General features: G+C 35.3%; 16 protein-coding genes and 2 pseudogenes. 10 read left to right on the top strand and 8 right to left on the bottom strand.

Annotated features, from left to right (window positions below):
- Window positions 1–44 precede the first annotated feature (44 nt).
- From AVJ19_RS04270 to AVJ19_RS04245, 6 genes and pseudogenes are all read right to left on the bottom strand, one after another.
- Window positions 45–1,757, bottom strand: a complete 1,713-nt coding sequence (locus tag AVJ19_RS04270) for a UvrD-helicase domain-containing protein (RefSeq protein ID WP_111858558.1) — start codon at window positions 1,755–1,757, stop codon at window positions 45–47.
- Window positions 1,748–3,832 carry an ATP-dependent nuclease gene (locus tag AVJ19_RS04265; RefSeq protein WP_111858557.1) on the bottom strand — a complete coding sequence of 695 codons (2,085 nt, stop codon included), beginning with the start codon at window positions 3,830–3,832 and terminating at the stop codon, window positions 1,748–1,750. Before AVJ19_RS04265 ends, AVJ19_RS04270 begins: the two co-directional genes overlap by 10 nt.
- Window positions 3,833–4,336: 504 nt before the next feature.
- Window positions 4,337–4,659, bottom strand: a pseudogene (locus AVJ19_RS22860) (hypothetical protein); the annotation flags it as partial.
- 6 nt (window positions 4,660–4,665) lie between these two features.
- Window positions 4,666–4,782, bottom strand: a pseudogene (locus AVJ19_RS22450) (type I restriction-modification system subunit M N-terminal domain-containing protein); the annotation flags it as partial.
- Window positions 4,783–4,889: 107 nt separating this feature from the next.
- Window positions 4,890–5,072, bottom strand: coding sequence for a hypothetical protein (locus tag AVJ19_RS04250; protein ID WP_111858556.1), 183 nt, complete (start codon window positions 5,070–5,072; stop codon window positions 4,890–4,892).
- A gap of 41 nt (window positions 5,073–5,113) precedes the next feature.
- Window positions 5,114–5,320, bottom strand: a complete 207-nt coding sequence (locus AVJ19_RS04245; RefSeq protein WP_111858555.1) for a helix-turn-helix domain-containing protein — start codon at window positions 5,318–5,320, stop codon at window positions 5,114–5,116.
- Between the two features lie 91 nt (window positions 5,321–5,411).
- Here AVJ19_RS04245 and AVJ19_RS04240 point away from each other — a divergent pair, with 91 nt between their 5' ends.
- From AVJ19_RS04240 to gmtX, 6 genes are all read left to right on the top strand, one after another.
- A complete protein-coding gene (locus AVJ19_RS04240) occupies window positions 5,412–5,891 on the top strand; it encodes a hypothetical protein (RefSeq protein WP_111858554.1) in 480 nt (159 codons plus the stop codon).
- Between the two features lie 121 nt (window positions 5,892–6,012).
- Window positions 6,013–6,207, top strand: coding sequence for a DNA-binding protein (locus AVJ19_RS04235; protein WP_111858553.1), 195 nt, complete (start codon window positions 6,013–6,015; stop codon window positions 6,205–6,207).
- A 189-nt stretch (window positions 6,208–6,396) separates the two neighbouring features.
- Entirely contained in the window at window positions 6,397–7,863 is a 1,467-nt protein-coding gene (gene gmtY / locus AVJ19_RS04230) for a gamma-mobile-trio recombinase GmtY (protein WP_111858552.1), read from the top strand.
- The gene (locus AVJ19_RS22445) at window positions 7,853–9,289 is read left to right on the top strand and encodes a VPA1269 family protein (protein ID WP_228203286.1); all 1,437 of its coding nucleotides are present in this window, start codon (window positions 7,853–7,855) and stop codon (window positions 9,287–9,289) included. Before gmtY ends, AVJ19_RS22445 begins: the two co-directional genes overlap by 11 nt.
- Entirely contained in the window at window positions 9,259–10,470 is a 1,212-nt protein-coding gene (locus AVJ19_RS22440; RefSeq protein ID WP_228203285.1) for a hypothetical protein, read from the top strand. Before AVJ19_RS22445 ends, AVJ19_RS22440 begins: the two co-directional genes overlap by 31 nt.
- Window positions 10,460–11,131: a gamma-mobile-trio protein GmtX gene (gene gmtX / locus AVJ19_RS04220; RefSeq protein ID WP_111858551.1), complete on the top strand. Its 672-nt coding sequence runs from the start codon at window positions 10,460–10,462 to the stop codon at window positions 11,129–11,131. The genes AVJ19_RS22440 and gmtX overlap by 11 nt, the downstream gene beginning before the upstream one ends.
- A 250-nt stretch (window positions 11,132–11,381) precedes the next feature.
- On the opposite strand, the gene AVJ19_RS04210 is transcribed toward gmtX, so the two are convergent.
- On the bottom strand, window positions 11,382–12,032 hold the full coding sequence (locus AVJ19_RS04210) for an HNH endonuclease (protein WP_111858549.1): 651 nt from the start codon (window positions 12,030–12,032) through the stop codon (window positions 11,382–11,384).
- The gene (locus tag AVJ19_RS04205; RefSeq protein WP_111858548.1) at window positions 12,032–13,207 is read right to left on the bottom strand and encodes an AAA family ATPase; all 1,176 of its coding nucleotides are present in this window, start codon (window positions 13,205–13,207) and stop codon (window positions 12,032–12,034) included. Before AVJ19_RS04205 ends, AVJ19_RS04210 begins: the two co-directional genes overlap by 1 nt.
- Window positions 13,208–13,547: 340 nt before the next feature.
- On the opposite strand from AVJ19_RS04205, the gene AVJ19_RS04200 reads away from it, so the two are divergent.
- The 4 genes from AVJ19_RS04200 to AVJ19_RS04185 form a co-directional block, all read left to right on the top strand.
- Window positions 13,548–17,672: an ATP-binding protein gene (locus tag AVJ19_RS04200; protein WP_162626533.1), complete on the top strand. Its 4,125-nt coding sequence runs from the start codon at window positions 13,548–13,550 to the stop codon at window positions 17,670–17,672.
- A gap of 922 nt (window positions 17,673–18,594) precedes the next feature.
- Window positions 18,595–20,829 (top strand): TonB-dependent siderophore receptor, encoded by a 2,235-nt coding sequence (locus tag AVJ19_RS04195; RefSeq protein WP_111858546.1) that lies wholly within the window; start codon window positions 18,595–18,597, stop codon window positions 20,827–20,829.
- A gap of 240 nt (window positions 20,830–21,069) precedes the next feature.
- Complete coding sequence (locus AVJ19_RS04190; protein ID WP_111858545.1) at window positions 21,070–21,852, top strand: hypothetical protein; 783 nt, start codon at window positions 21,070–21,072, stop codon at window positions 21,850–21,852.
- A gap of 60 nt (window positions 21,853–21,912) precedes the next feature.
- Window positions 21,913–22,994 (top strand): GGDEF domain-containing protein (locus AVJ19_RS04185; protein ID WP_111858544.1); only part of this gene is annotated, 1,082 nt, incomplete at its 3' end.

Genomic DNA, 22,994 nt, shown 5'->3' with positions numbered 1-22,994 from the left:
AAGCACTACCTATCTACATTCTTAGTGGAAATTCAAAAATTCATTCAAGGCTCATTAAGAACACAATCAGCAATATCGAGCTTACTTGCCAATGATGTTCGATTTGAAGTTGATAGCGTTGGAACAGATATAAAAAGCCGGTTCTTGGCTCGACTGACAGCTACGTAATTGATCCTATGTTCTTCATTACTTACTAAATCTGGATTTAGAATGAAATCCAAATCATTTTCCGAATCTAGCACCAATAGCACGTTATTGAATTCATCCCCTTTAGATTTATGGATTGTTTTGTGTAGACTCATGTCTTCAGGAATATTTACACATAGAGCTAATTGCTTATAACTATAGTTATCATAAAAATTCTTTGCATTTCCACCCCTTAACTTAGCAATTTTTATATTTGATAAATTTCTAATTACATCTACAAAATTAGTCAAGGTTAAATCTTTAAAGTTATCATACTCCCTTAGAAGGTCGGATAAATACTTTAATGATTTAGAAACACTGTCATCCTCATCTATGAATGACTTTCTTACCTCTTTGATTGCATCTTTAAATTTGTTCTCTCTAATAAGTTCAATAGCTTTTACGCTTCGACTTAATAAATTACGTCTCTCAGATGTGCTGTCTACTGATAATTTATCAAAAAGATACATATCTAAACCCTGTGCACCAATCTGAACTTTTAGAGCATTAGAAGTAATGTTATTTCTAGAAAGAGTATTTAATTTTTCATTTACACAAATTAAACTAGCTCTTTGTATACACAAACTCCTATCTCCAATAAAAAGTTGTGGATTGGATATATTTCGTTGGCTGTCGGGGTGTTGATTTATGTCAGTCCTTAAACCATTTAAAAAACCAACAATTTCAATGGTACTTCTTTTATTATTTGCAATTTCGTACTCTTGCATATTTATTAGATTGAATGAGTGAAGTTGTCCTTGCTCAGCACCTTGAAATGCATAAATAGATTGTGCTTGATCGCCAATAATCCCAATAATGGTTTCTTCATTTCCAATTTTTGTAAGAATTGCCAGTTGAATTGGATTGCAATCCTGAAACTCATCAATAAAAAAATATGGAAACTTCGATCGTAAAACCTTGAGTACAAACGGGTGTCTTTCAATAATTTGATGGCTGAAAAAAAGTACATCATCATGATGAATAGCACCTTCATTCCAATATATTTTTCTATATTCGATATAGCTTGCGTTTCTTATTGAAACTTTTTTGTTTATTTTTCCTAACCAAGGTTTTCTAGGTTTAAGAATAAGGTTCCTTTGATCATCAAATTGCCATTGAAGATCCATCAAAGCATCAGTAATAATTTTGAAATTATCGGGAGATGACAATAGATATTTTTGATTAGTAGTTGTTAGCCAATCATTAACTTTACCGTACGAAATATAAAGTTCATCATGCCCATCAAGTTTTGCTACATTTAATCCATATTCATGGGCAATTAAATTTGCATATGGCTTAACTATGTGTCTATACAAAAAGCTATGTATTGTTGAAACATCTACATGTTCAACAGATGTTCCCAATCGCTCTAAAATTGTTTCTACTGCAATATTAGTATATGTAGTACAAGCGACTTTTCTTATCTTCCCTAATCGACTTGAGTTGTGAAGCACATTTTTTATATGCTCAACTAGCCAATGTGTCTTTCCTGCCCCTGGACCTGCTAATACCTTGAAATGCTGTTCAATATTTTGCAGTTTTGTGTTTGAAGTAATTGCTTTTACTGGCATAAGGATTCGATTGCCTCCGCAATGTAGCTTGGAACATTAAATTCTTGATACTCAGCAGTTCCTTTTTTCTCTAAATTTTCCAAAAGAATTCGAGATAACTCTAAGGCGTTTTCGCCTTTGCCGACCGAGTTTAGGTATCGAGAGGCAATTACCGCCTCTTTTTTATCCTTCTCGTTCCAAGTTGTATTCGTATTTATACCATTCTTAATACGTGTATTTTCCTCACTAGCTTTCATTAGATTAGTTATATCGTCTAAACCTTTCCCATCACGATTTGCTTTCATTAGTCTCTTAATTTCTGACTGATTTTTCATAACGCCTGTGACTAACAATTCTAATGTAGGATTACAACGAACCAATTCATACTCTAATGTTTTCCCATAAGTAGAGTCTTGACTATAAAATGATATATTTACGTGGGCGCTATATGTAGCTGGTGTTAAATTCTGTTGATATGCATATTCAGCTGTATTTGCATTAAATTCAAATGGGTAACATTTCTTAAAATGTTTACTTTCATCTTCTTCATCAGGATCTATAGGAGCTACAGGATGTTTTTTATATTCAGGATCAATGTCAGTTATGCAAACAATTTTTTTTAGAATTGTATTTGACTTTGTACTATCGAACATGTGTAAAAAGTGATTAAAATACCGTCCGCCCACATTAATCACAGCAACATGATTGTCCTCTAAGGATTTATCAAGGTATTGTGCAAAAACTGACATCAAAAGCTGCTCTGCGAGTCCCTCTACAAATAAGACCTTTTGGGCGAATAACATATCTGATTTGGTAGCATCTAAAAAACGTTGAACATATTTTAAACTTTTTCCATCAAGTGGAAACACCTTACTTGGATAACCTACTTTCACCTCGCCATTTTCATTATGTAGACAAATGATTTCATCTAGTGAAACAGCTGAAGTAATATGAGTAGAGTGTGTAGTTACAAAGATTTGTCTAACTTTGCGAGAATCTTTATTATTTTTTAAAAATTTAAGAAATTTATATTGCATTGCTGGGTGTAAATGAGCCTCAGGTTCTTCGATTACTAAAGTTGCGAATACTTTGGCATTGCTACCCATGTATGACCCATCGGAATTCACTTGCATTTTTGCTAGGAGTAAGGACATAAAAATAAGGTTGTTATAACCTAATCCGTTATGTGTGGCAGGCACCTTTATGCCTGTTTGATACTCAATAATTAGTCTTAAAAATGAAAACATTTCTACATCAGAAATACTGCCATCAAAATTTGGAGTTGCATTATTAAATGAAGCTCCAGTCTCATTTGCATATGACAGAATTTGCTCTTTCCCTTTCTCCATGCGCCCTTGTAGTGCTTGGATCAAATTATCAGCATGCGATACAAATGAATCCTTTTTACTCTTAATCTCTGTTTCTATTTCTTCTTTTGTTTTGGTCTTATCTGACTTAATTTCATAATCCATGAAAAAATCAAATACATTACGTAATAATGTATTTTTACCAGTCAACATGTCACGCTCAACATCACGAATTGCATCTAAGAATTGGAAGTCGAACTTACTTAAAGATTCGCTATCAGCTACAGCTTGGTTAGCTAAATTACCGCCCCACACTTTATAGGTGTATAACCTAATGAAATCATTCTTGATAATTCTCCATGCTACATCTCTGGCATCAGTAGCAGTACCATCTATCGCTACCATTGCCTGATCATATTTGTTTTTTTCTTTCTCAGGAAGAAAGAATTCATACGTAAGTTTAGCTTCAAATTCTGTATCAAGTTTCGTAAGCCAATTTGCAACCATGACCAAATCGTCTTCTTCCTCATGGCACCCTTTTTTGATCGTAACTTCAATGCTTATTTTTGGCGGAGTATTTTTTAACTCTACAAATGTCATATTTTTATTAAAATCATCAACATCGAGCCTTTTGCTCACATCTGGATTTATTACTAAAGAGAGTGCCTTAAGTAGGTTCGTTTTTCCTGCATTATTGTGGCCAATAATGACATTAACGCCATCTTTAAAGATTACTTCTTGTACTTTGAAATTTCTGAAATTCTCGATTTTAATGTTTGATATATACATCTCTCAGTATTTTCCTTTTCTTTGAGTATTCTACAGCTTGTTCAACTAGCACTTCAGCGATTTGTTGCTAGGGCTGGTAATTTGAGATTTCAGTGAATCGCAGAAGATCATTAGTTTATAGAATAGTGCTTGGTACAGAATCACTCTTCATATATAAGCGAGATGCCCCCAGAGTTCAACAGCCAAGTGCAAAAACACTTGATCGTCTTCAGTCCTCCACACACTGAGTATGTTTATATAAGATATTCTCGATATTTTCTATAGTTAAATCAGTGAACTACTCTTAAAAATAATTAGTGGATGATAGTTACTGATCAACTCACAAAATATAAACTTTTCTACATGTGAAACACTACGACTAGCTAAATACTGGTGAAATTGTAGTTTGGAGGTTCAATAGGTAAACTCACATGTTAAAATAAACTATTATTTTTAATTGAAGTGTTTGCATGTTTATTTCAAATTGAAAACTTACAAACCAATTTTTCTGTTAAATTTCCTTAATTAATCTGAGTTTTTCATACCCATTGGCTCATTTAATTGATCAATACGCACACCATATTTATTGAGCATTGTATTGCCACACCACAAACTGCTCTAAAACCATTGAATTTTCTTTTTCCAATCTAATATTCTTAGCCTCCAAAGCATCAATCCTAACTTGAGCTATTTTTAAGCTCGCTGGTACTTTCTCTATTATTTTAGAAAGTCTTAATCTGGCAACAGGCGACTTTTCCCGAGATCAAAAGCATTTTTAATACGCACATATTTGCAAAGTTTGGCGAGTTGGGGGCAGGCACAAGCTCTATCTGCACTTCAATGGCCCTCTAGTGGCGAATAAACAGCAAATAGGTCATTTGTTCCATGACTTCAAGTGGATTGGAAATATCACCACTCCAAAATGCATTCCAAATCTGGTCAATTTTGCTTTTAATTTCGCCTGTAATCACTTAAATGAATCTCAAATTTTCTTTGAGCATATTGTGTTGGATTTGGATTGGAAAAGTTATGTAAAATAAAGATGATGCGACAAGGTTTGGCGTGCCATCGAAGCTAACTATTTTGTAGGACTGTAATGATCCTTAGAATCTACTTGTACCTCATAAAAAATTCCATTTTTATTAGCTTTAAAATGCTTAATCGGTCTTTGCTCCAATTCCGCAATTATCATCAGGTCTTCCACCATTTGGTTACCTAATTCATTTCTTTTTTCTTCTTCTAAATCAATATTTTTTGGCATATTAAAAATCTCTCATTCATTTACTTAAGAATAATCATTACTTATGGGAGTAGTTCTTGTACTTTAACCTCTAACTCCATGGCAATTTCATATAACTTTTCAACAGTAATATTCACTTCACCACGTTCAATCCGTCCCATATAACTATGGTCTATTCCGCATTGTAGCGAAAGTTTTTCTTGTGTTAATTTTTTTTCGACCCGCTTTACACGAATTAATTGGCCAATTTTTAATGATAAATCTGTCATTTGAAACTAAATGCTCAAAAATAGAAATATCACCAATTGAGGATTATATATCCACGGACTATAATCCTCTTTTATTTTATAGAAGCTTAAAATGTCAAAATCCGTCAACTTACCTTTGTATCATGATTTTTTGAAAATCTTTATGGATAATGAAATCATCAATTGGCAAGCAAAACACTTTTGGGAAAAAATGGGGCTTAATCAACGTTATAGAGCTAAACGTTGTAAACAGCTTATGTATGTAGGGTTAAGGGTCTTACTTAAATGTCAATATTTAGAAATTGATGAAAAGCAATCTACAAAAAAAGCATTTAGCTATACGGAAACTCTCAGACTAAATGAACTGAGAAATCAGTATAAGAAACAGAAGCTTGAAAATATTTTTTTGATAAAAGAAACTGAATTTATTAATCAAATTAACGATAAAAAAAACAATTTAACATTCTTAGAATCATTATTATCAAATGATAAAACATTAGAGAAACATTTGATTAATCATAAAGAAAAATTAGAGAATGAAATAAGAAATATGCATTCAAATATTCGATTAATGAAAGATATTATGAGTTAATAAAACAGGTATTATAAAAAATATAATAATAAAATCATAGTGTTAATCTAATGTTTTTCTGCTTGACCTAGGCTTTTTTCTACTATATTTTTTCGTCAAATTTATTCAAAATTCGTCTGATATGCTCAAATCAATTAAACAAGTTAGAGATGATTTTTCTCAATCAGGAACCTCAATAGCTGAATGGTCGAGAGATAATAATTTCTCGCCTGATCTTGTATATCGAATATTGAAAAATAATAAAATTCCTCAGCGCGGTGAAAGCCATAAAATTGCAGTCAAACTAGGAATTAAGGAGCAGAAATTTATGAAATAAGATATTAATTTATATTTTTATTAACGCAGAAAGTATAAAGACCCATGCTGTAACATGAGTCTTTATAGGTTTGTCTATCAATTAGCATCTCAAGACAAATTCATTCTAAAAGACATTGGTTATTTTATCAATGTTTAGGATTCTTTCTGCTGTGTATTTTCCTAAATTTATATTTTTAATGGATAAAACATGCAGATTGTAAAAGTTGTAGATGATAATTCAGGTATTTTTACTGAGATCCCAGTATTACTTGATCAATATAAAGAGCCAATAAAACCTTTAGTCGAATATGCTTTGAAGTTAAAGCGAGATGGTATGAGTCCATCAACAACTAATAATTACATTAAAGCAACTCAACTTTTACTCGAATATATGACAGCAAATGTGGGTGCTTTTTCTTCATCACAAGCCTTATTTGAAAGTTTTAGTAGTCGATTATATACAGGTACTATTGGAAATGATGGTTTAGATCCATCGGGTTTGTATTGGTTGCCTTGCAGTAAACAAGTCGCCAGATCACACATCAATGCTTTGAGCAAAATGACTGATTGGTTAACCGAAAAACAGGGTTCAATGTCAATGAACCCACTTGTTGAGGCTGACAGTTTGACACAACGCCTTAACTACGCTGCTTGGTTTCGCAAGAATCAGCATAACTTCCTTGGTCACATCAAAGATAAGCACATTAATTCAACCGTCCGATATGCTCGTAGCGTTCAAGGTAAACGTCCATTGGGTAAACAATCACAAGAGGCGATAGAGTTTCCTGAGCGTTATTTTGAAGCTTTTTATTTCGATGGTTTAGGAGGGGCAATAGACCGTAGGGTTGTATTGCGTGACCAATTAATTCTACTGCTCATGCATGGCGGTGGTTTGCGTGAATCAGAAGCTTTACACCTGTGGCTTGAAGATGTCTTAATCGACCAATCAAACCCGAATAGCGTTAAGGTTCGCATCTATCATCCAGAGGACGGTAAAGCCCCGAATAACTGGCGTGGACGTTCAGGTAAAATAACTCGTGCTGCTTACCTTAAAGAGAAATACGCATTAAGCCCCCGTAATGACCTCATGTGCAAGAAACGAGTCGGATGGAAAAGCCGAGTCACGGACAGCAAAGATGAATATTTGGAAGTTCACTGGTTTCCGACTGTCTTTGGTGAAGTATTTGCCAAACTTTGGCAAGACTACACTCGATTTCTGACTGCTGTTGAACGTAATCACCCTTATGCCTTTGTGAGCTTCCACCGTGAGCATACAGGCAATCCATATACGCTTAATGCATTCCACGATAGCTACCGTAATGGCTTAAAGCGTATTGGGCTTAAGCCGTGTAAAGCCGATGGCTTATCCCCTCACTCACACCGACACAGCTACGGCAGACGGTTACGCAGAGCTGGCGTACAGGAAATTGTAATTAAGAAGTGTTTACATCATGCCTCGTTGGAGTCACAAGCGGTTTATACCACACCAACAGCAAAAGAAGTTACAAGTTGCCTTAATGCAGCAACGCAACAACTCTTAAACCCAAAAGAGCCAGTTGAGCAAATAAACACACCAAGTTGGGAAGTGTTAACTGAACATGGATTTAACGATATTGACCCCGATGGATTATTTACGGGCAAGAACCCAAAACTAGGAAAGCGCAATGGCTACTAACACAAGAGCTAAAAGGAAAAAGCATGATGGTCGCAGTTCGGATTTAACCTTGCAATGGCTTGTAAATAATCACGGCAAACAATGGGAAACATGGCGACAAATAGCTGAGGAATGGATTAACGCTCAAGATGCAGGAACGTCGACTAAACTTGATGCTTTATGTATTTTTTTAGAGCTTTACCTATGTGGCACAGTGCCTTTTACATCAGACGTTGTGAGCCTATTCGAGGGTAAAAATGGTTGGCAAGCCTCAACTGATGAATTGAAACGTATCGTGCTGGAAAAGACCAATCGTAGTGACACTTCAGGTACAGCAGAAAGATTAAATCAATGTAAACAATTCATTGATTGGGTGCTAGATACTCATTTCAGCGACAAGGACGATTACGGCAAAACTATCCGCTTATACGCCAATCCTTTTGAGCAAGTCAAAGCCAAAAAAAATAATACTGAATCCGTTCATAACCCACTGCCGTATCGTTACATTTGCGATTTACGCCATATCTTGTGTCCTAAACCAAGAGGGCATTTTTCTGATTGGAAGTGGGCACAACAGCAGACCGGGCAAGGTAATCAAGGTGGTGACTGGATTGAGGTCGATGAGAGCCTGCTTGATAAAAACGATCTTGATTGCGTGTGGCGCAGCAAAGAAGTTACTCGTAGTAATAAGCATATCACCATTCATCAAATCTGGTCACCAGTGACCAGCATGGTGTTGTTCATTAAACTGCATTTACCGCTACGTACCTATCAGGTGCGCATGCTCGATTCTGGTGAGGCTGACACACTACGTTATGAGAATGGCAGCTGGATTGAAAACCCTCATAAATTTGCCTTAAATCGTTACAGTAAAGGTGTGTTTCGCCAGTTTAAAGACAATGCCACAGGGCGTGAATCAACAGGCTTGTATATCAGTACCAACAAAACCGCAGACCAAAACAAGGATGAATTTGAGCGTGGTTATGAAATCCCTTGGCAAAACGAAGGTGTGCTGTATTGGCTCGAAAAACTGCGTAATTGGCAAGAGAAATACAACCCCATCAGCAAGCCTACGGACTGTACTACGTTAGAGGCAAAGCACACTATCTCTAAGAGATCGAAAGCCTTTTTAAGCGCGATGGGTCACAGTTGCTTTCTGTTTCGTGATGCGACAGCAAGTAAGCCAGAAGATAAAGTTAAGCCTGTTCAAGGCTCAGCAATATCAAAGGGTTGGTACAAACTACTCTATCAACTTGAGCAAAATCTTTTAGTTTCTGGTGACATCTTATCTGACGGGACAGCACTGCGATTAGTGCATGATTATGGTGAAGCTTATAAACTAGCTAAAAAAAGCACTGAGTTCCCCTTACACAGCCTGCGTGTCTCTCTGATTACCTGTTACATCATGGATGCTAATTGCCCTTACCAGTGGTGTCAAAGCTGTTAGCGGGTCATTCACGCATTATTATGACAGTTTATTACACCAAGCTTACCCCTGCGGTGATGAAAGAGAAAATGACCGAAGCAAATAAATTGCTTGATGATAAATCACAAGAGAGTGTTCGCACATTCCTAAAAGATGCTGAAATGCGTCAAATTAAATGCAAAATGGCATATCACGATGGTCAATCTATTGAGGCTGCATTGGTTAATCGAAACCCTCTTGGTTGGGAAAACCGTCATCATGGTTTGTGTTTAGCGGGCGGCAATACCGTTCGCTCTGATGAAGCCAAAACGGTTGCTGGTTGTTGGAATGGTGGTGAGTTATTACAAGATTCAATAATTCCCAAACTGAGAGTTTATAACCAAGTGGCGCACGGTTTTGAAAATTGTGTTCGCTGTCGTTGGTTCATTACTGATGCTCGCTATCTTCCTGCGCTCAATGCTCACCTTAACTTTATGAGTTATAAAGCCCATGAAGCTGCTAATTTAGCGGTTCAGTTAGAGGGCGAGATAGAGGTAATGGATGAGCTCAAATACGAAGCTGAATGTAAGGGTAAACCATTTACTCAACATAATGAGCTACAAGCACTTCAACGCAGATATGAGAAGCAATTAGTTGAAGCTGATGAATACACAAAAGACTGGATTTCAACCTTTGGGTTGATTCGTCGAATTATCGAAATCGAGCAAGATCGTACTGAAAGCGATACCACGAATAAACTGGTCGCAGTTGGCTCAGTGAGCGACATTAAAGTTGGCTTTGTGGAAACAGATTCAGAATTGTTACAACTGTCTTTGCTTTGTGACGATGCTGAATTTTATCCTGACATACTTGATGATGTTAAGAAGACCCCAACGATTGAGCAAAGAACTCAAAGCCTAAGCCGTTTTATGATGCGTAAGGGCTATATGCCATACCTCCTCATGCTTGATAAAGACCAGCAACTTATTGCGGCAAACGCGATGATGCGCCAAATGGCACTACAAGCTAACCCAACAGACAAACTGGATGGTTACAAACAGGTAGCAAGCTACTTGGAGCTTGGTCAATTTTTGCAAGACAGTACACTACTCGACTTAGGCATTAATGCATTAGAGCACAGTATAAATGCACCTGTTCATGGTATTTCAATTAAATCATTAGGTTCAAATGTTGTTAAAGGAGATTCTCTAAATGCAGGTTGATATTAATACTATTCTGGAAGACCTAAAATCAGGTAAAGCAAGTCGCACACAAGACTCTTTAGATAAGCTGAATACCTTATTAGAAGCTCGATTTAATGCAGGTGAAAAAGATTACTCCATTACAGCGATTGGTCGAGTATCAAAAGCCGAAGGTGGCGTTGGTACGGTTAGCATTCGTAACAAAACGGGTGAGCATTTTCGCCTTTTGATTGATGCGTGGGCAACCAAAGCCAATACAACGATGAAAAAGCCACCTGTACCTCAATCCAGAAAGCTAGATACACCATCTGATATGGATTTATTGAAGCGATTAGATGACCCCGCGATGAGGGCTGTTTTTGGTCAAATTATTGCCGAGAAGAATAAACTAAAAGCAGAAAACCGCATTCTTAAACAAAATGTGGAAGTCGTTGTAGATATGCGACCTAATCGGGTGATCCAAGCCGAACAAGTGCATCAAGAAGTCGAAGTATTACCATCATTAGATGGTGTGCTCCTACAGGCAGATATTGAAGCTTTGGAGGATGCTATTAATGAAGAGAGAATGGCACAGCGAGGTTGGACGGTATCTAAATATGGAGCAGTTAAGGATGAGCATGGGCGACCTCTGTTTAAGAATGGGTTCGTGTTGGCAATACAGAAAGTCTTGGCACAGGTATAACGAACATTCTCTTACTGGGCTTAAAATATCTTTCTAACGCATTTATGGACAGTTTTTTCTGTTTTAGGGTTAAATGAGACTACACAAAAGCGTGGAACATTGCTCAAATAATGATTGTGAAACATGATAAATCATTAAAAAAGCCCAATCGGGGTGGATTGGGCTTGAACAGATATGATAAGAGACTGAATTATATCAAGATAAAAGAAGAATTTCGTAGAAGCTGTATTATTTTAATTTTAGCTATTCTTTACAATAGTGAAGGAATATTAAAGTCTGAAAGATTTTCAGGATCAGGCAGATACTGAATAACATTCAAGTCTCTTACTTCAAACTCACTTAATTTAAAAAAATCTTTCGTATAAATTCCTTTTTTGGTCTTAGGATAATATATTGAAAAGTTTTTTTTATTAAGTTGAAGACTAAAATGTTCTAAATGCTGAGAATAATCATCTAATAATGGATGAATAAATTTATAGTTATTGCTAGAGTATATAATTCTATTTAACTTATTAACTGTAATCCCTCTCTCACACTTATTTATATATCTAAATAAATTTTCTTTACTTTTTAAATATTCAGTAATTTTTAATAAATTACCATCCACAAAATCGACATTATCTTTTTTTATTTTCATATTACATCTTTTACAAGATAAAGTTAAGTTGCTAAAATCAAATGCTAACTCCCTAAAAATAGAGGATGGTAAAATATGTTCAATATCTATTACCATTCTGAACTCGCCAATAAATGGCCTTAAACAATAGCAGCAATGGTTACAACTCGTTAGCAAATAATCTTTGATTTTTGTTTTAACATTTGTTAAGTTTTTTGAGTACCAAATATCTAATTCTGTGTGAGCTAGATCTATAGCTAAGATATCTGAGTTGTCAAATTCCATTAATTAATACCTCTTTGCAATTTCTTACTATTTGCAATGATTTTTTCTTTTAATTCTTTTAACCATGATACTTGATTAAAATCATGAGATGCCTCTATATAAATATCTAACTCAGATATCACTAGCTCTAAAGGTATTTCATCTAATGTTAGCTTATTAAGTAATTCAGTAATTTTTCTGGATAAGAAAGAGCTTTGAGGTGTTAATATTCCAAATATATTCCAGTATATAGCCTCTATACTCTTTTCATTTTCATCTTCAATAACTTTTATATTTGAATTTTTTACATGAAATATAGTATATGAAAGACTTATCTTTTTTTCTTTATCAAAAAATAAGTTCGTTAAAAGTAATGGGGAATGTGTCGCTATATATATTTTAATATCATATAAGTAAAATAAATCACTAATATTTTCTAAATAATCAATTTGCCATCTTGGATGGAGACTTATTTCTGGTTCATCTATAATTAATATATTATTCTTAGTATCCGACAAAGAAATAGAGATAAAAAAAATAGTTAGAATTATATTTCTCTCACCTGAGCTTAATTGACTAAATTTTAGAATTAATCTTGTTTTTTTACTGATAAGGTGTGTTTCAATCTTTTCCCCCCAGTAATATTTAATCAAATACAAAAATTTTATTGAATTCTCTATTTCACCATAAATATCCCCCATAAAATCAATACATATATATTTATTGCCAGAATCATCTTCTTGAATATCTAAATAATCAAGAAGTGAACTAACTATATATGATTCATCATAATCACCATCAAATGTATCACTACTAAGAAAATCTTTTTCTAAAAGATCATCTTTAACAGAAAAGAAAATTGTACTTTCAAATCCAAGATACTCGAGCATTCTAGCTATTTTAAAAAACTTACTTTCGACTTCATCATATTTATTATTTTCAATTAAGTTAAATGTTTGCTTAAGTAGTTTATAAAAAACTGAATTTAGGTCATTAACCCTATGATTTGGAACTAAAAATTTAGATGAGCGCTTTACTAAATTTTTACCTCTTGGGTTGTTAATGGTAATTAAATTGGTTTGATTTTCCTTAAATTGTAAAGCAATATTGTCTAAAAGCCGAGTTTTACCTTGTCCATTTTCACCGATCAAAATATTAATTTGTGATGAACTATCTGTTATTTCACTTAAACTCATAAATTTTAACCAAATAATAATTTTCCTACAATAACCCGAATTCTGCTTAAGGAAATGAGATCATTTATATTGAGAATTATCCATCTTTTGAAGTATAAAAAAGTCTATATTTTAATCTGATAACACTAAAAATCAATCATAAAATTATATTTATCTCATGATTTTAAAGAGAAATCCTTATCCGTGATTCTGGTTACAAGATAAAGATTCTCTTTTTTAACTGTCATCACAGCCATTGGGTTTAACTTATGTTTACCTATTTGACGGCTCACATCACGGCTTTAAGATATGAGGTAATATTACCATCCGCATAACTATAGCTGCGTAATGAGGGATAATTTTGGCAATGATAGACTTCAATCAAATTCGATCTACACCTAAGAGTAAAAATGACAGCTTTGAATCGCTCGCGATTCAACTTTTTAAAGCACATTGTAAATCACCACAAGGCTCCTCGTTCTTTAGTTTGCGCGGCGATGGTGGTGACGGGGGTGTAGAAGCTTATTACAAAACCCCCGCAGGAGATATTCTAGGAATTCAAGCAAAATACTTTTTTAAGCTTGGCAATAGTGAATTTGACCAGATCAAAAAATCATTAACCACTGCATTAAAAAATCATCCAACATTATCTGAATACTGGATTTATATACCATTTGATCTAACAGGTAGAGTTGCAGAAGGAAAAAGAGGAAAAAGTGAAGTTGAAAAATTTGAAGAATGGTGCGAAGACATCAAAACTCAAAAACCAAATCTTCATATAAAACTGGTTACGGCTGAAATATCTAGACAGCAGATATTAGAAATAGACAAAAGTGGTGGTTTTGTAGCCTACTGGTTTAACGAGAATACATTAACATCTCAGAAGATACAAAACTGTATTGACTCAGCAGCCGCCTTCGCTGGTCCAAGGTATTGCAGTGATTTAGATATAATTACAGAAGCCCATGATGCTTTAGATTCTTTTGGAGAAGTTTATGATTTTAAACAGTGGCTCGTTAATATTTGGAAACCATTAAAAATCAGCTTCAGAACAAAAGCTCAATATTCAGAAAAGGTATTCTCCCAGACACCTGAAAGCGAGAGAGTGCAAGCGATACAGCTACTAAAAGTACTTTTAGATAAAACTTCTAGTAAGCACAACATTATTGACCAAACAGTTATTTGTTCAACTTTAGATATCATAAGATCACTTAAGCCGCTCTGTGAAAATGCTGTAAAACAGCAAGAGAAAAAGTTTTTTGCGGAACACGGTGAAGGTAGTGATACGCCTTCATTTAGACAATTCCAGGCTGAATATATGTGTGTATTCCCTGCTGAGAACCTAGATGCCTCAAGGGAATTACTTGCTTCGATAATAGATATTGAAATTTGTCTCAACAGCCCTCTGATTCAGTCCTGCCACGCTCGATCTTTCCTACTAACCGGTCCGGCAGGTGCAGGCAAGACACATTCTATCGTAAGTTTTGCGAAGAGAAGGCTCGACAAAGGCGCTCATACTCTGGTGCTATTTGGGGAAGATTTTGATAACGCGGAACCTTGGGATGTAGTAAGAAGCAAACTAGGCTTTGGAGCCGATGTTGGTCGAGACAAATTACTATCTTGTCTTCAAGCAAGTGCTCAAGCCAATAACTATTGTTTTGTTATTGCTATCGATGCGTTAAACGAAGGAGCAAAAGCAAGAAAGTGGAAAAACAAACTGCCAGAAATAATCCAACAACTAAATGAATATCCTCGTATCAAGATTGTTGTGTCTAGTCGCGATATATATACCAATTTAGTTGTTGATGAACGATTCCCTGGCTATGCATATAGTCATATTGGATTCACTAGGAATTTTCACGATGTCCTCTCCTCATTCTCTCAACGCTACAATGTTGAAAGTGAGATAACACCTATTTTTACAGATGAGCTACGAAACCCATTACTTCTACATTTAGTCTTCAAAACTCACAAGTCGGAGGACTCTTGTTCTCTTGACGTATCGACTAGTGGCTTCTCAACCATTTTTTCTAAACACCTCAAGCAAATCGATGACTCATTGAGAGAGCGATTAGACTATGTTAGTCCTAAAAATATCGTTAGAGCGGTAATGAGCAAATTGTCTGATTTTCTAGCTCATTCAGAAACCCAAACTATAAATTGGGAAACTGCCGTAAATACAGTTAAACCTATTCTAGGTAATGAGCTACTTCCAGAAAGGTTTATTGATGAGCTAGTTAAAGAGCAACTGCTAATTTTATCAGCAACTAACGATGAAAATTTTCTTATTAGGTTTGGTTATCAGAGGTTTGGAGATATGCTGCGCGCATCTTCAATAGTTCAATCCTATCAAGAAACTGGCAATAGTGATCTATCAATCCTTGCAGAAAAGCTGGCGATTTTAACAGATATGGAGAGTGGCGTTTTAGAAGCTCTTGCAAGCATTCTCCCTGAAGAGATCGGTATCGAAATCACTGATAACCGCCTGGGCTTAGACAACGATTTAGCACATAGCCTTTTTGTAAAGTCACTAACTTGGCGTTCAAAGCAAAGTGTTACCCCTGCCATTAAAGAACATATGTTTGGGGCATTAAGAACGGGCGGATTGTGGCAGACTGTTTTTGAAAGCCTATTCCAACTATCTATAGTTCCAAGTCATTATCTTAACGCAGAAAGTTTGTTCAAAGATTTTCAATGGAGACAAGACTCTCCATCAAGAGATACCTACCTTTCTGTCGCCTTATCAGAGTCATATAATAAAAAAGGTGCAATTTGGTTTCTAATTGAAGCTTTGGAAAAAATAGAAGCAACCAATTGGCCCGAAGAAAGTTATAAATTAGCATCCTCGGCTTTACTTTGGTGTTGTTCAGCTACGGATCGTCGAGTCAGAGATCAAGCAACAAGATGCCTTGGCTTGCTTTTTAAACAATACCCTGTGATATGCCTGCATGCAGTAAACACGTTTACTGGGTGTGACGACGACTACATACTTGAAAGCTTGATTCTGGCTATGTATACGTCCTGCTTGCTTTCACCTGAGTCAGTTGAGAACTTCGTACAGCCATTAAATAGATATATTAGAGCAAATAGCAGCTCAAATAACATTTTAATTCGCGAGCATTCCCAGCTATTGAGACAGGAGCTTGTGAAACTAGGGATTGAAGAAGACAGAATATCAAATCAATATGTAACTCCTTCTCTACCATCAACATGGCCTATTCTAAGCGATGTGCAGACCTTGCTTACACTAGAAAATTTGCCCTCAAACATGCGCCTATGGGGTGATCAATTAGGTCCTGACTTTTGGCGCTATGTAGTTGAACCAAGACTTAGAGCCTTTAACTTACAATCACAGAACATAACTCTTGAGAATATTGCCTGTTGGATTATGAGAGAAGCCGAATATATCGGCTATCCCGGATATGGTAATGGAGCCCTCAAGCATGACTTGGCAACTCTTCATAAATATGGAAGAGGAAGAGCAAAGCCCGGCTATGCAGAAACCATCGGCAAGAAATGTTATTGGGTTGCTTTTCACCGATTGATAGGTCTGTTAGCTGCGAATGTAGCACCGGTCCAATCTCGTTGGAAGCCACAATTAACCTCTGATAGATTCTGGTCGTTAGAACTTAGAAAAGTTGATATATCAGACATAAGAGATTTGTCATCAAAGCAAAAGTACCCTCTTAGAAACCTAATAATACAAGAGCTTGAGCTGCCAGAAAGTAATGTGGACTATTGGTTGCAGACTGATGATTATTTCGTTGCAAGCAACGTACTTGTCTTGAATGACGAGAGCAGTACAACTTGGATTAACTTGAGTTTTTATTCAGAGGTTCACGCTAAACGAGATGAGGACGACGTCTCGTTCGACGCTGAAAGCTTCCTTGGTATATCGAGTTATAATGGCTATTTTGTTGACCCTAGCAACACTGAAGCATTCGAACTCCACAATCATAGTAATGACCACTGCTACCGTGTCTACTTGGCGGAGTACCCTAGAAGCCCAGCTTTCAAGCAATGTATTGCTGAACAAGATACGACTATTTCAGATGACCAGAGAATATTCTCTAGCATTCAACTATTGAGAGGTGGGGAGTGGCAGTACGATTACTCAAGCAATGTTGAACAAAGCTCTATTAGTATGCCTTGTCCTGATTTAATTGAGAAGATGAACCTTAGCTGGGATCAAGACAGTGGATGGCTCGATGAAAACCAAGACTTGGCTGCGTTTAGTCATAACATTGATAGAAATTCTTCTTTGTTTATTAGGAAAGACACCTTAGATAGTTACCTATCTAAGGTTGGTAAATCTTTGGTATTTTCGCGTTTTGGTAGAAAACAGATCAGCCAAGGTTTTGCCAACGATGCAAAATTAATGGAAGTCACTAGTAGGTACGTTTACATGCCGAGCGATTGCTCTTTAAAACGCATTAGCGAAGAGACCGAGTACTTGGGCTTTGAGCCTCGTGAAGAACCGGAGTAAAATTTCTGGAAAATAGCTTCAATCCGTACTCTTTTCAGGAAAGATGGTCATAAAAACTAATTTTTCTGGAAAGAGCTTGAATGCCACACTACAAAAGGCGTTGCAGAAAAATTCCAGACTCTGGGTGTTGCAGTATCAAACGAATAAAAAATTATAAAGAAATATGGAACATTTGTTCCATAGTTGTTGTGATTCTCGGAACGGTTGTTCCAAGAACGGGTCGCAATATGAAAATACGTCGAGTTTATTTCAGAGATAATAAGCTGCCTGTATTACAGGCTCAGTTATACGAGGGCCAATTAGTTGTGCGATAAATTTTAGGTGCTAGCTTCTTCATTCGGAAATTATATTGCTGAAGAAGCTCCTAAGAATAGGTTTGTGCAGCAAAGCCCGCCACCAAGCATATTCATGAGATGGAACATTGATGTCAAAATGAGCTAGAACGAGTACAAACTAGTTGTGAGCTTAATTTTATTAAGTCGAGTGTGTTTTATATACCTAGTTTTTATACATATAAAAAAGTAGAAAAACACAATTACTTGATAGTAAATGGTTTTCTACTTTTTATTCAATTTTATACACTTTCAACTAGAAAGAGACGTGCAAACTGGGCTTTTTAGTGGATCAAATATATTTTTTCAAGTATATGATCAATACTGAAATTCTCTGCACCATTAAGCATTAGCATGAATATCAATAATCTACCTAACATATAGATATTTTTCATAAAGCGAATACTTGATCCATTCCTATAACCCTGAAATTAAAAATTTTGATGTAAGACTCCACCAAGTCTGCTTTAAAACAGTTTACAACCATGCTGTTATTGTGAAATGCATAACATCATTAATTAAATAATAAATGAGCTTTTATTTAGACTTATCCGACTCTTAGAGAAACATGCACTCAAAAGAGTAATTTAATGGAAAAAAAATCAACTAAAACGATGCTAGAACTAGCCATTCGTGCAATTATTTTAGGTATACCATTTACGATCGCTAATATCGTTACAGTATCTGCGCATGCAAAAACTGAACAACAAGTGATCACCACAGAAAAAATATCCAATCAAAAATCAGAGGAAAATGAGAATATTGCTCAACTACCTGAAATATCAATGATTGCAAAATCCAAAAAACTTACAGCAAATGTAGGAAAAACCACGCAAAATTTAAAAGATATCCCTCAATCTGTCACTGTGATCTCTAGTGAGCGTATGGATCAACAAGGACTAAAAACTTTAGATGATGTCATGCTACAAACCACAGGAGTTACTCGAGAACAACTTTGGTTAAATAACAACTATAGCTCTCGTGGTTTAAAAATAGAAAATATTCGTTATGATGGTGGTGGTAGTTCAAGCATTCAAAACCGTAATAATAACGCAGATATGGCACAATACGAATCAGTCGCTTTACTTCGTGGTGCTGATGGCTTGTTTGGAGCGGGTGAAGCAGGTGGTGTAATTAATTTAACATCAAAACGCCCTAAAAATACAAATGAAATTAATTCTAAATTTAGTCTTGGTAGTTGGAATAATTATCGTACTGAAATTGATGCCACAGGTGCATTAAATACTGAACAAACCATACAAGGAAGAATTGTAGGAGTATTTCAGGATCAAGATTTTTTCTATAAACCAACGCATAATCGCCGTGAAATGATCTATGGTGCACTTAACTTTGATCTTACTCCTCAGACGACTTTATTTACAGGAGCAAGTTATCAAAGAGATAAAACAGATGCTTTTAATGCCAGTTTACCACGTTGGCAAGATGGTGCTGATTTAAATTTATCACGTAACACCACAATGGGCGCACCGTGGGGATGGATGAAACGTGAAAATATTTCTATATTTGCAAACTTAGAACACGCTTTTAACTCGGATTGGAAAACACAGTTTAATGTCCGTCATAATATTGGTGATGATGGTATTAATACTGCTGAAATGGAGGGTGCTGTTAATTATGATACCCTTGAAAGTCAATGGTGGCGCAATCAAAGTAAAACAGATTTTAAAGAAACAACGCTAGATTTAAATCTGCAAGGTAGCTTTAATTTATTTGAACAAAAACATGATTTAATTCTCGGTATTGATCATAGTAATAGCCATAATGACTATAAAGAAAATTGGATTTATTATGCAGATGGCAATGCTTTTGATCGTGTAGCACCGCCAGAATGGGCATACCCTGCTCAACCTTGGACAACTGACAATACAACGAAAAACCAAAAAACAGTAACTTATGCGTCATTACGCTTACGCCCATTAGAAGCACTTGCAGTCACTTTAGGTGGTCGTTATACCCTTAATGATACAACAACTTTGACAGACCATACCGATATAACAAGTGACAAATACAAAGAGCCTCGCAAATTTGTTCCATATTATGGCATAACCTATAATCTTCTACCTACGACTACACTGTATACAAGTTTTGCAGAAATTTATAAAAGTCAAAGAAACTATTTAGCAGATGTCAATGATAAAGTTGGCTTAAAACCATTAACAGGAAGAAATATAGAATTTGGTGTTAAGCATCAACTTAATTCAAATTTATTGGCTTCGCTTGCCTATTTCGATGTACGAAAAGAAAATGAAAAAGTTTATAAATCACACGGAACATTAGACAATACCAATTCATCTTGTTGTTATGTAGCATCAGGGTCAATGCAAAGTAAAGGTATCGACTTTGAGTTAAATGGCACAATTACACCCAATTGGAATATATCAGTTGGATACACTTATAATGAAAATGAAAATAAAGAAAATTTAGATAAACCCTACAATACCTACACGCCAAAAAATCTTGCTAAAATTTGGACAAATTATAAGCTAGATGACATTATAGAAGGCTTAGAAATAGGTGGTGGGGTTACAGCACAAAGTAAGAACTATATTACTGGATGGAAGCAAGAATTTAATCCTGTAACAACAAAGTTTGATGGAGACTGGGTAAGTGTGAATATTATTCAACCTGATTATGCAGTTTGGTCATTAAGAGCAGCGTATATCATTAACCCTAATCTTGATCTAACATTTAACCTAAATAATCTATTTGATAAAAAATACTATAGTACGATTGGTCAACCAGGTTATGGTAATTTTTATGGTGAACCTAGAAACTTTCTTTTAACATTAAAAGCAAAATATTAATAAAATAAAATCAGCCATATCAATATATGGCTGATTTTTAAATATTTATATTATAAATTGCTCACAATTATCTATTTTTAAACTTTATAACATGATCAAGTATGTTTCTATTTATAGACTTCATGAAAATATAGAAAACTATTTTAGTGATCATAAATCCTCTTTTCTCATATTATCACTTGACCATTACCCAATTCAATTGCAACATGAAGCAAAGCCATATTATGGAATCATAGCAAAATGACTTACCAATATCATGATGAAAGTATTATTAAAAACTTAGCTGAAGATACAGTTTTTGTGTTTGGCAGTAATATGGCTGGAACTCATCAAGGTGGCGCAGCAAAAATCGCACTGAATCATTTTGGCGCAACCAAAGGTGTAGGACGTGGTTGGGCGGGTCAAAGTTTTGCGATCCCAACCATGAATGAACATTTACAACAAATGCCTCTGTCACAGATTCAGCATTATGTTGAAGATTTTAAAATTTATACTAAAAATCATCCTAAAACTAAATATTTCATAACTGCTGTCGGTTGCGGTGTTGCAGGTTATAAAGTTGAAGAAATTGCCCCGATGTTTAAAGGCATCTCACACAATGTGATTTTTCCTGTGTCTTTTCGTCCTTTTGTAGAAAAAACCCTGCCGAAACTCACCCAACATCTCTTACATGCATTTATTCAAAATACTGTTATTTTTAATGATGATGTTGTACAGGCAGTACAAGCCTTAGACCTCAGCGAAGCAGAAAAAAGCTTGGCAAAAATCGTGATTAATACACCAATGTATCCAATCGATAGTAATGGTCGTGATCGCAGTTATGAAATTAGTGATATTTTAAATACACTTAAGAATAAAAATGTTTTAGAATTAAACTCATACAATGAGGAAACAAAAATCCTCGGTGGTGTGATTTTAGCAATTTTAGAGTTGTATAATATCAATGAGCATGATTTCATAGCAGCATGGCATGGTCAAAAAGAAATAGCTCCACCCAAAGCGGCTCACCGTGCTAAAAAATAAAACTATTTAATTGAAATTAAAAATTACTTTATCACTTGGATCATACAAAGGAGTTTAATTATGGGGGAAATTGAGTTATCCATTTTCAACTTAGCCCCTATGGCGATGTGGATCCAAGACTTTAGTGCGGTCAAAAAAATCTTTCAACAATGGACCGATGAGGGAGTTGAGGATTTAGAACAATATTTACTCGAAGATCCTGAACGCTTACAACCTTGTTTAATGGTCATTAATACCATTCAAGTGAATCAAAGCACTTTAGAATTATATGAGGCTGCTGATTTAAATGAAATCTTAGCAAGTTTCGCACGATTACATCATGAAAGAATCAGTATTGAAAAAGTCAAATTCTTTGTTGCACTTTGGAATAAACAAGCACAATGCGTCTGCCCTTCGATCAATTTTACCTGTCATGGCAAACAAATTGATATTTTACTCAAAGCCAGTGTCATGCCTGGTTATGAGGACAGTTGGGAACGCTTGTTACTGACCACAGAAAATGTCTCTGACTACCAAAATGCCCGTCGTTTTGCAGAATCATTGTTTATCCACTCTCCAACAGCACTTTGGGTAAAAGATTATAGTGGAATCAAACAACTATTTACCGAATTAAAAAATCAAGGTATTCAAGACTTAGAACAGTACATTCAACAACATCCTGATTTTTTACTGCTGTGCTTCCAAAACATTCGCTCTATCGATGTAAATCAAGCATTGCTCAATTTATTTAATGCTGCCAGTAAACAGCATTTCTACCAAAATGTACGCACTTTACTCAATGAAAATGGCAAACAACATTTTCAAAATGAACTACTCTATTTATGGCAAGAACATTATCATTTAGAACGTGATTGTGAATATAAAACACTGGATGCCAAAACAATTCATTTACGTGAACAACTGATGATTTTCCCAAATGCACATCAAACATGGGATACAGTACAAATCGCCTATACTGATTTTACCGCGCGCAAACAGCTTGAAGAATATTTAGAGTTCATGAGCCATCGTGATGAACTGACACAACTGTATAATCGTAATTTCTTTAATGCTGAAGTGAAGCGTTTACAACATGAAACCGTCTATCCAACAGCATGTATTTATTTAGATATTAATGGACTTAAAACCATTAATGATCTTGG

Origin of the sequence: Acinetobacter sp. CFCC 10889, assembly GCF_003268395.1 — a bacterium.
Lineage (GTDB): Bacteria > Pseudomonadota > Gammaproteobacteria > Pseudomonadales > Moraxellaceae > Acinetobacter.
This window is presented reverse-complemented; position numbering and strand designations above follow the sequence as displayed.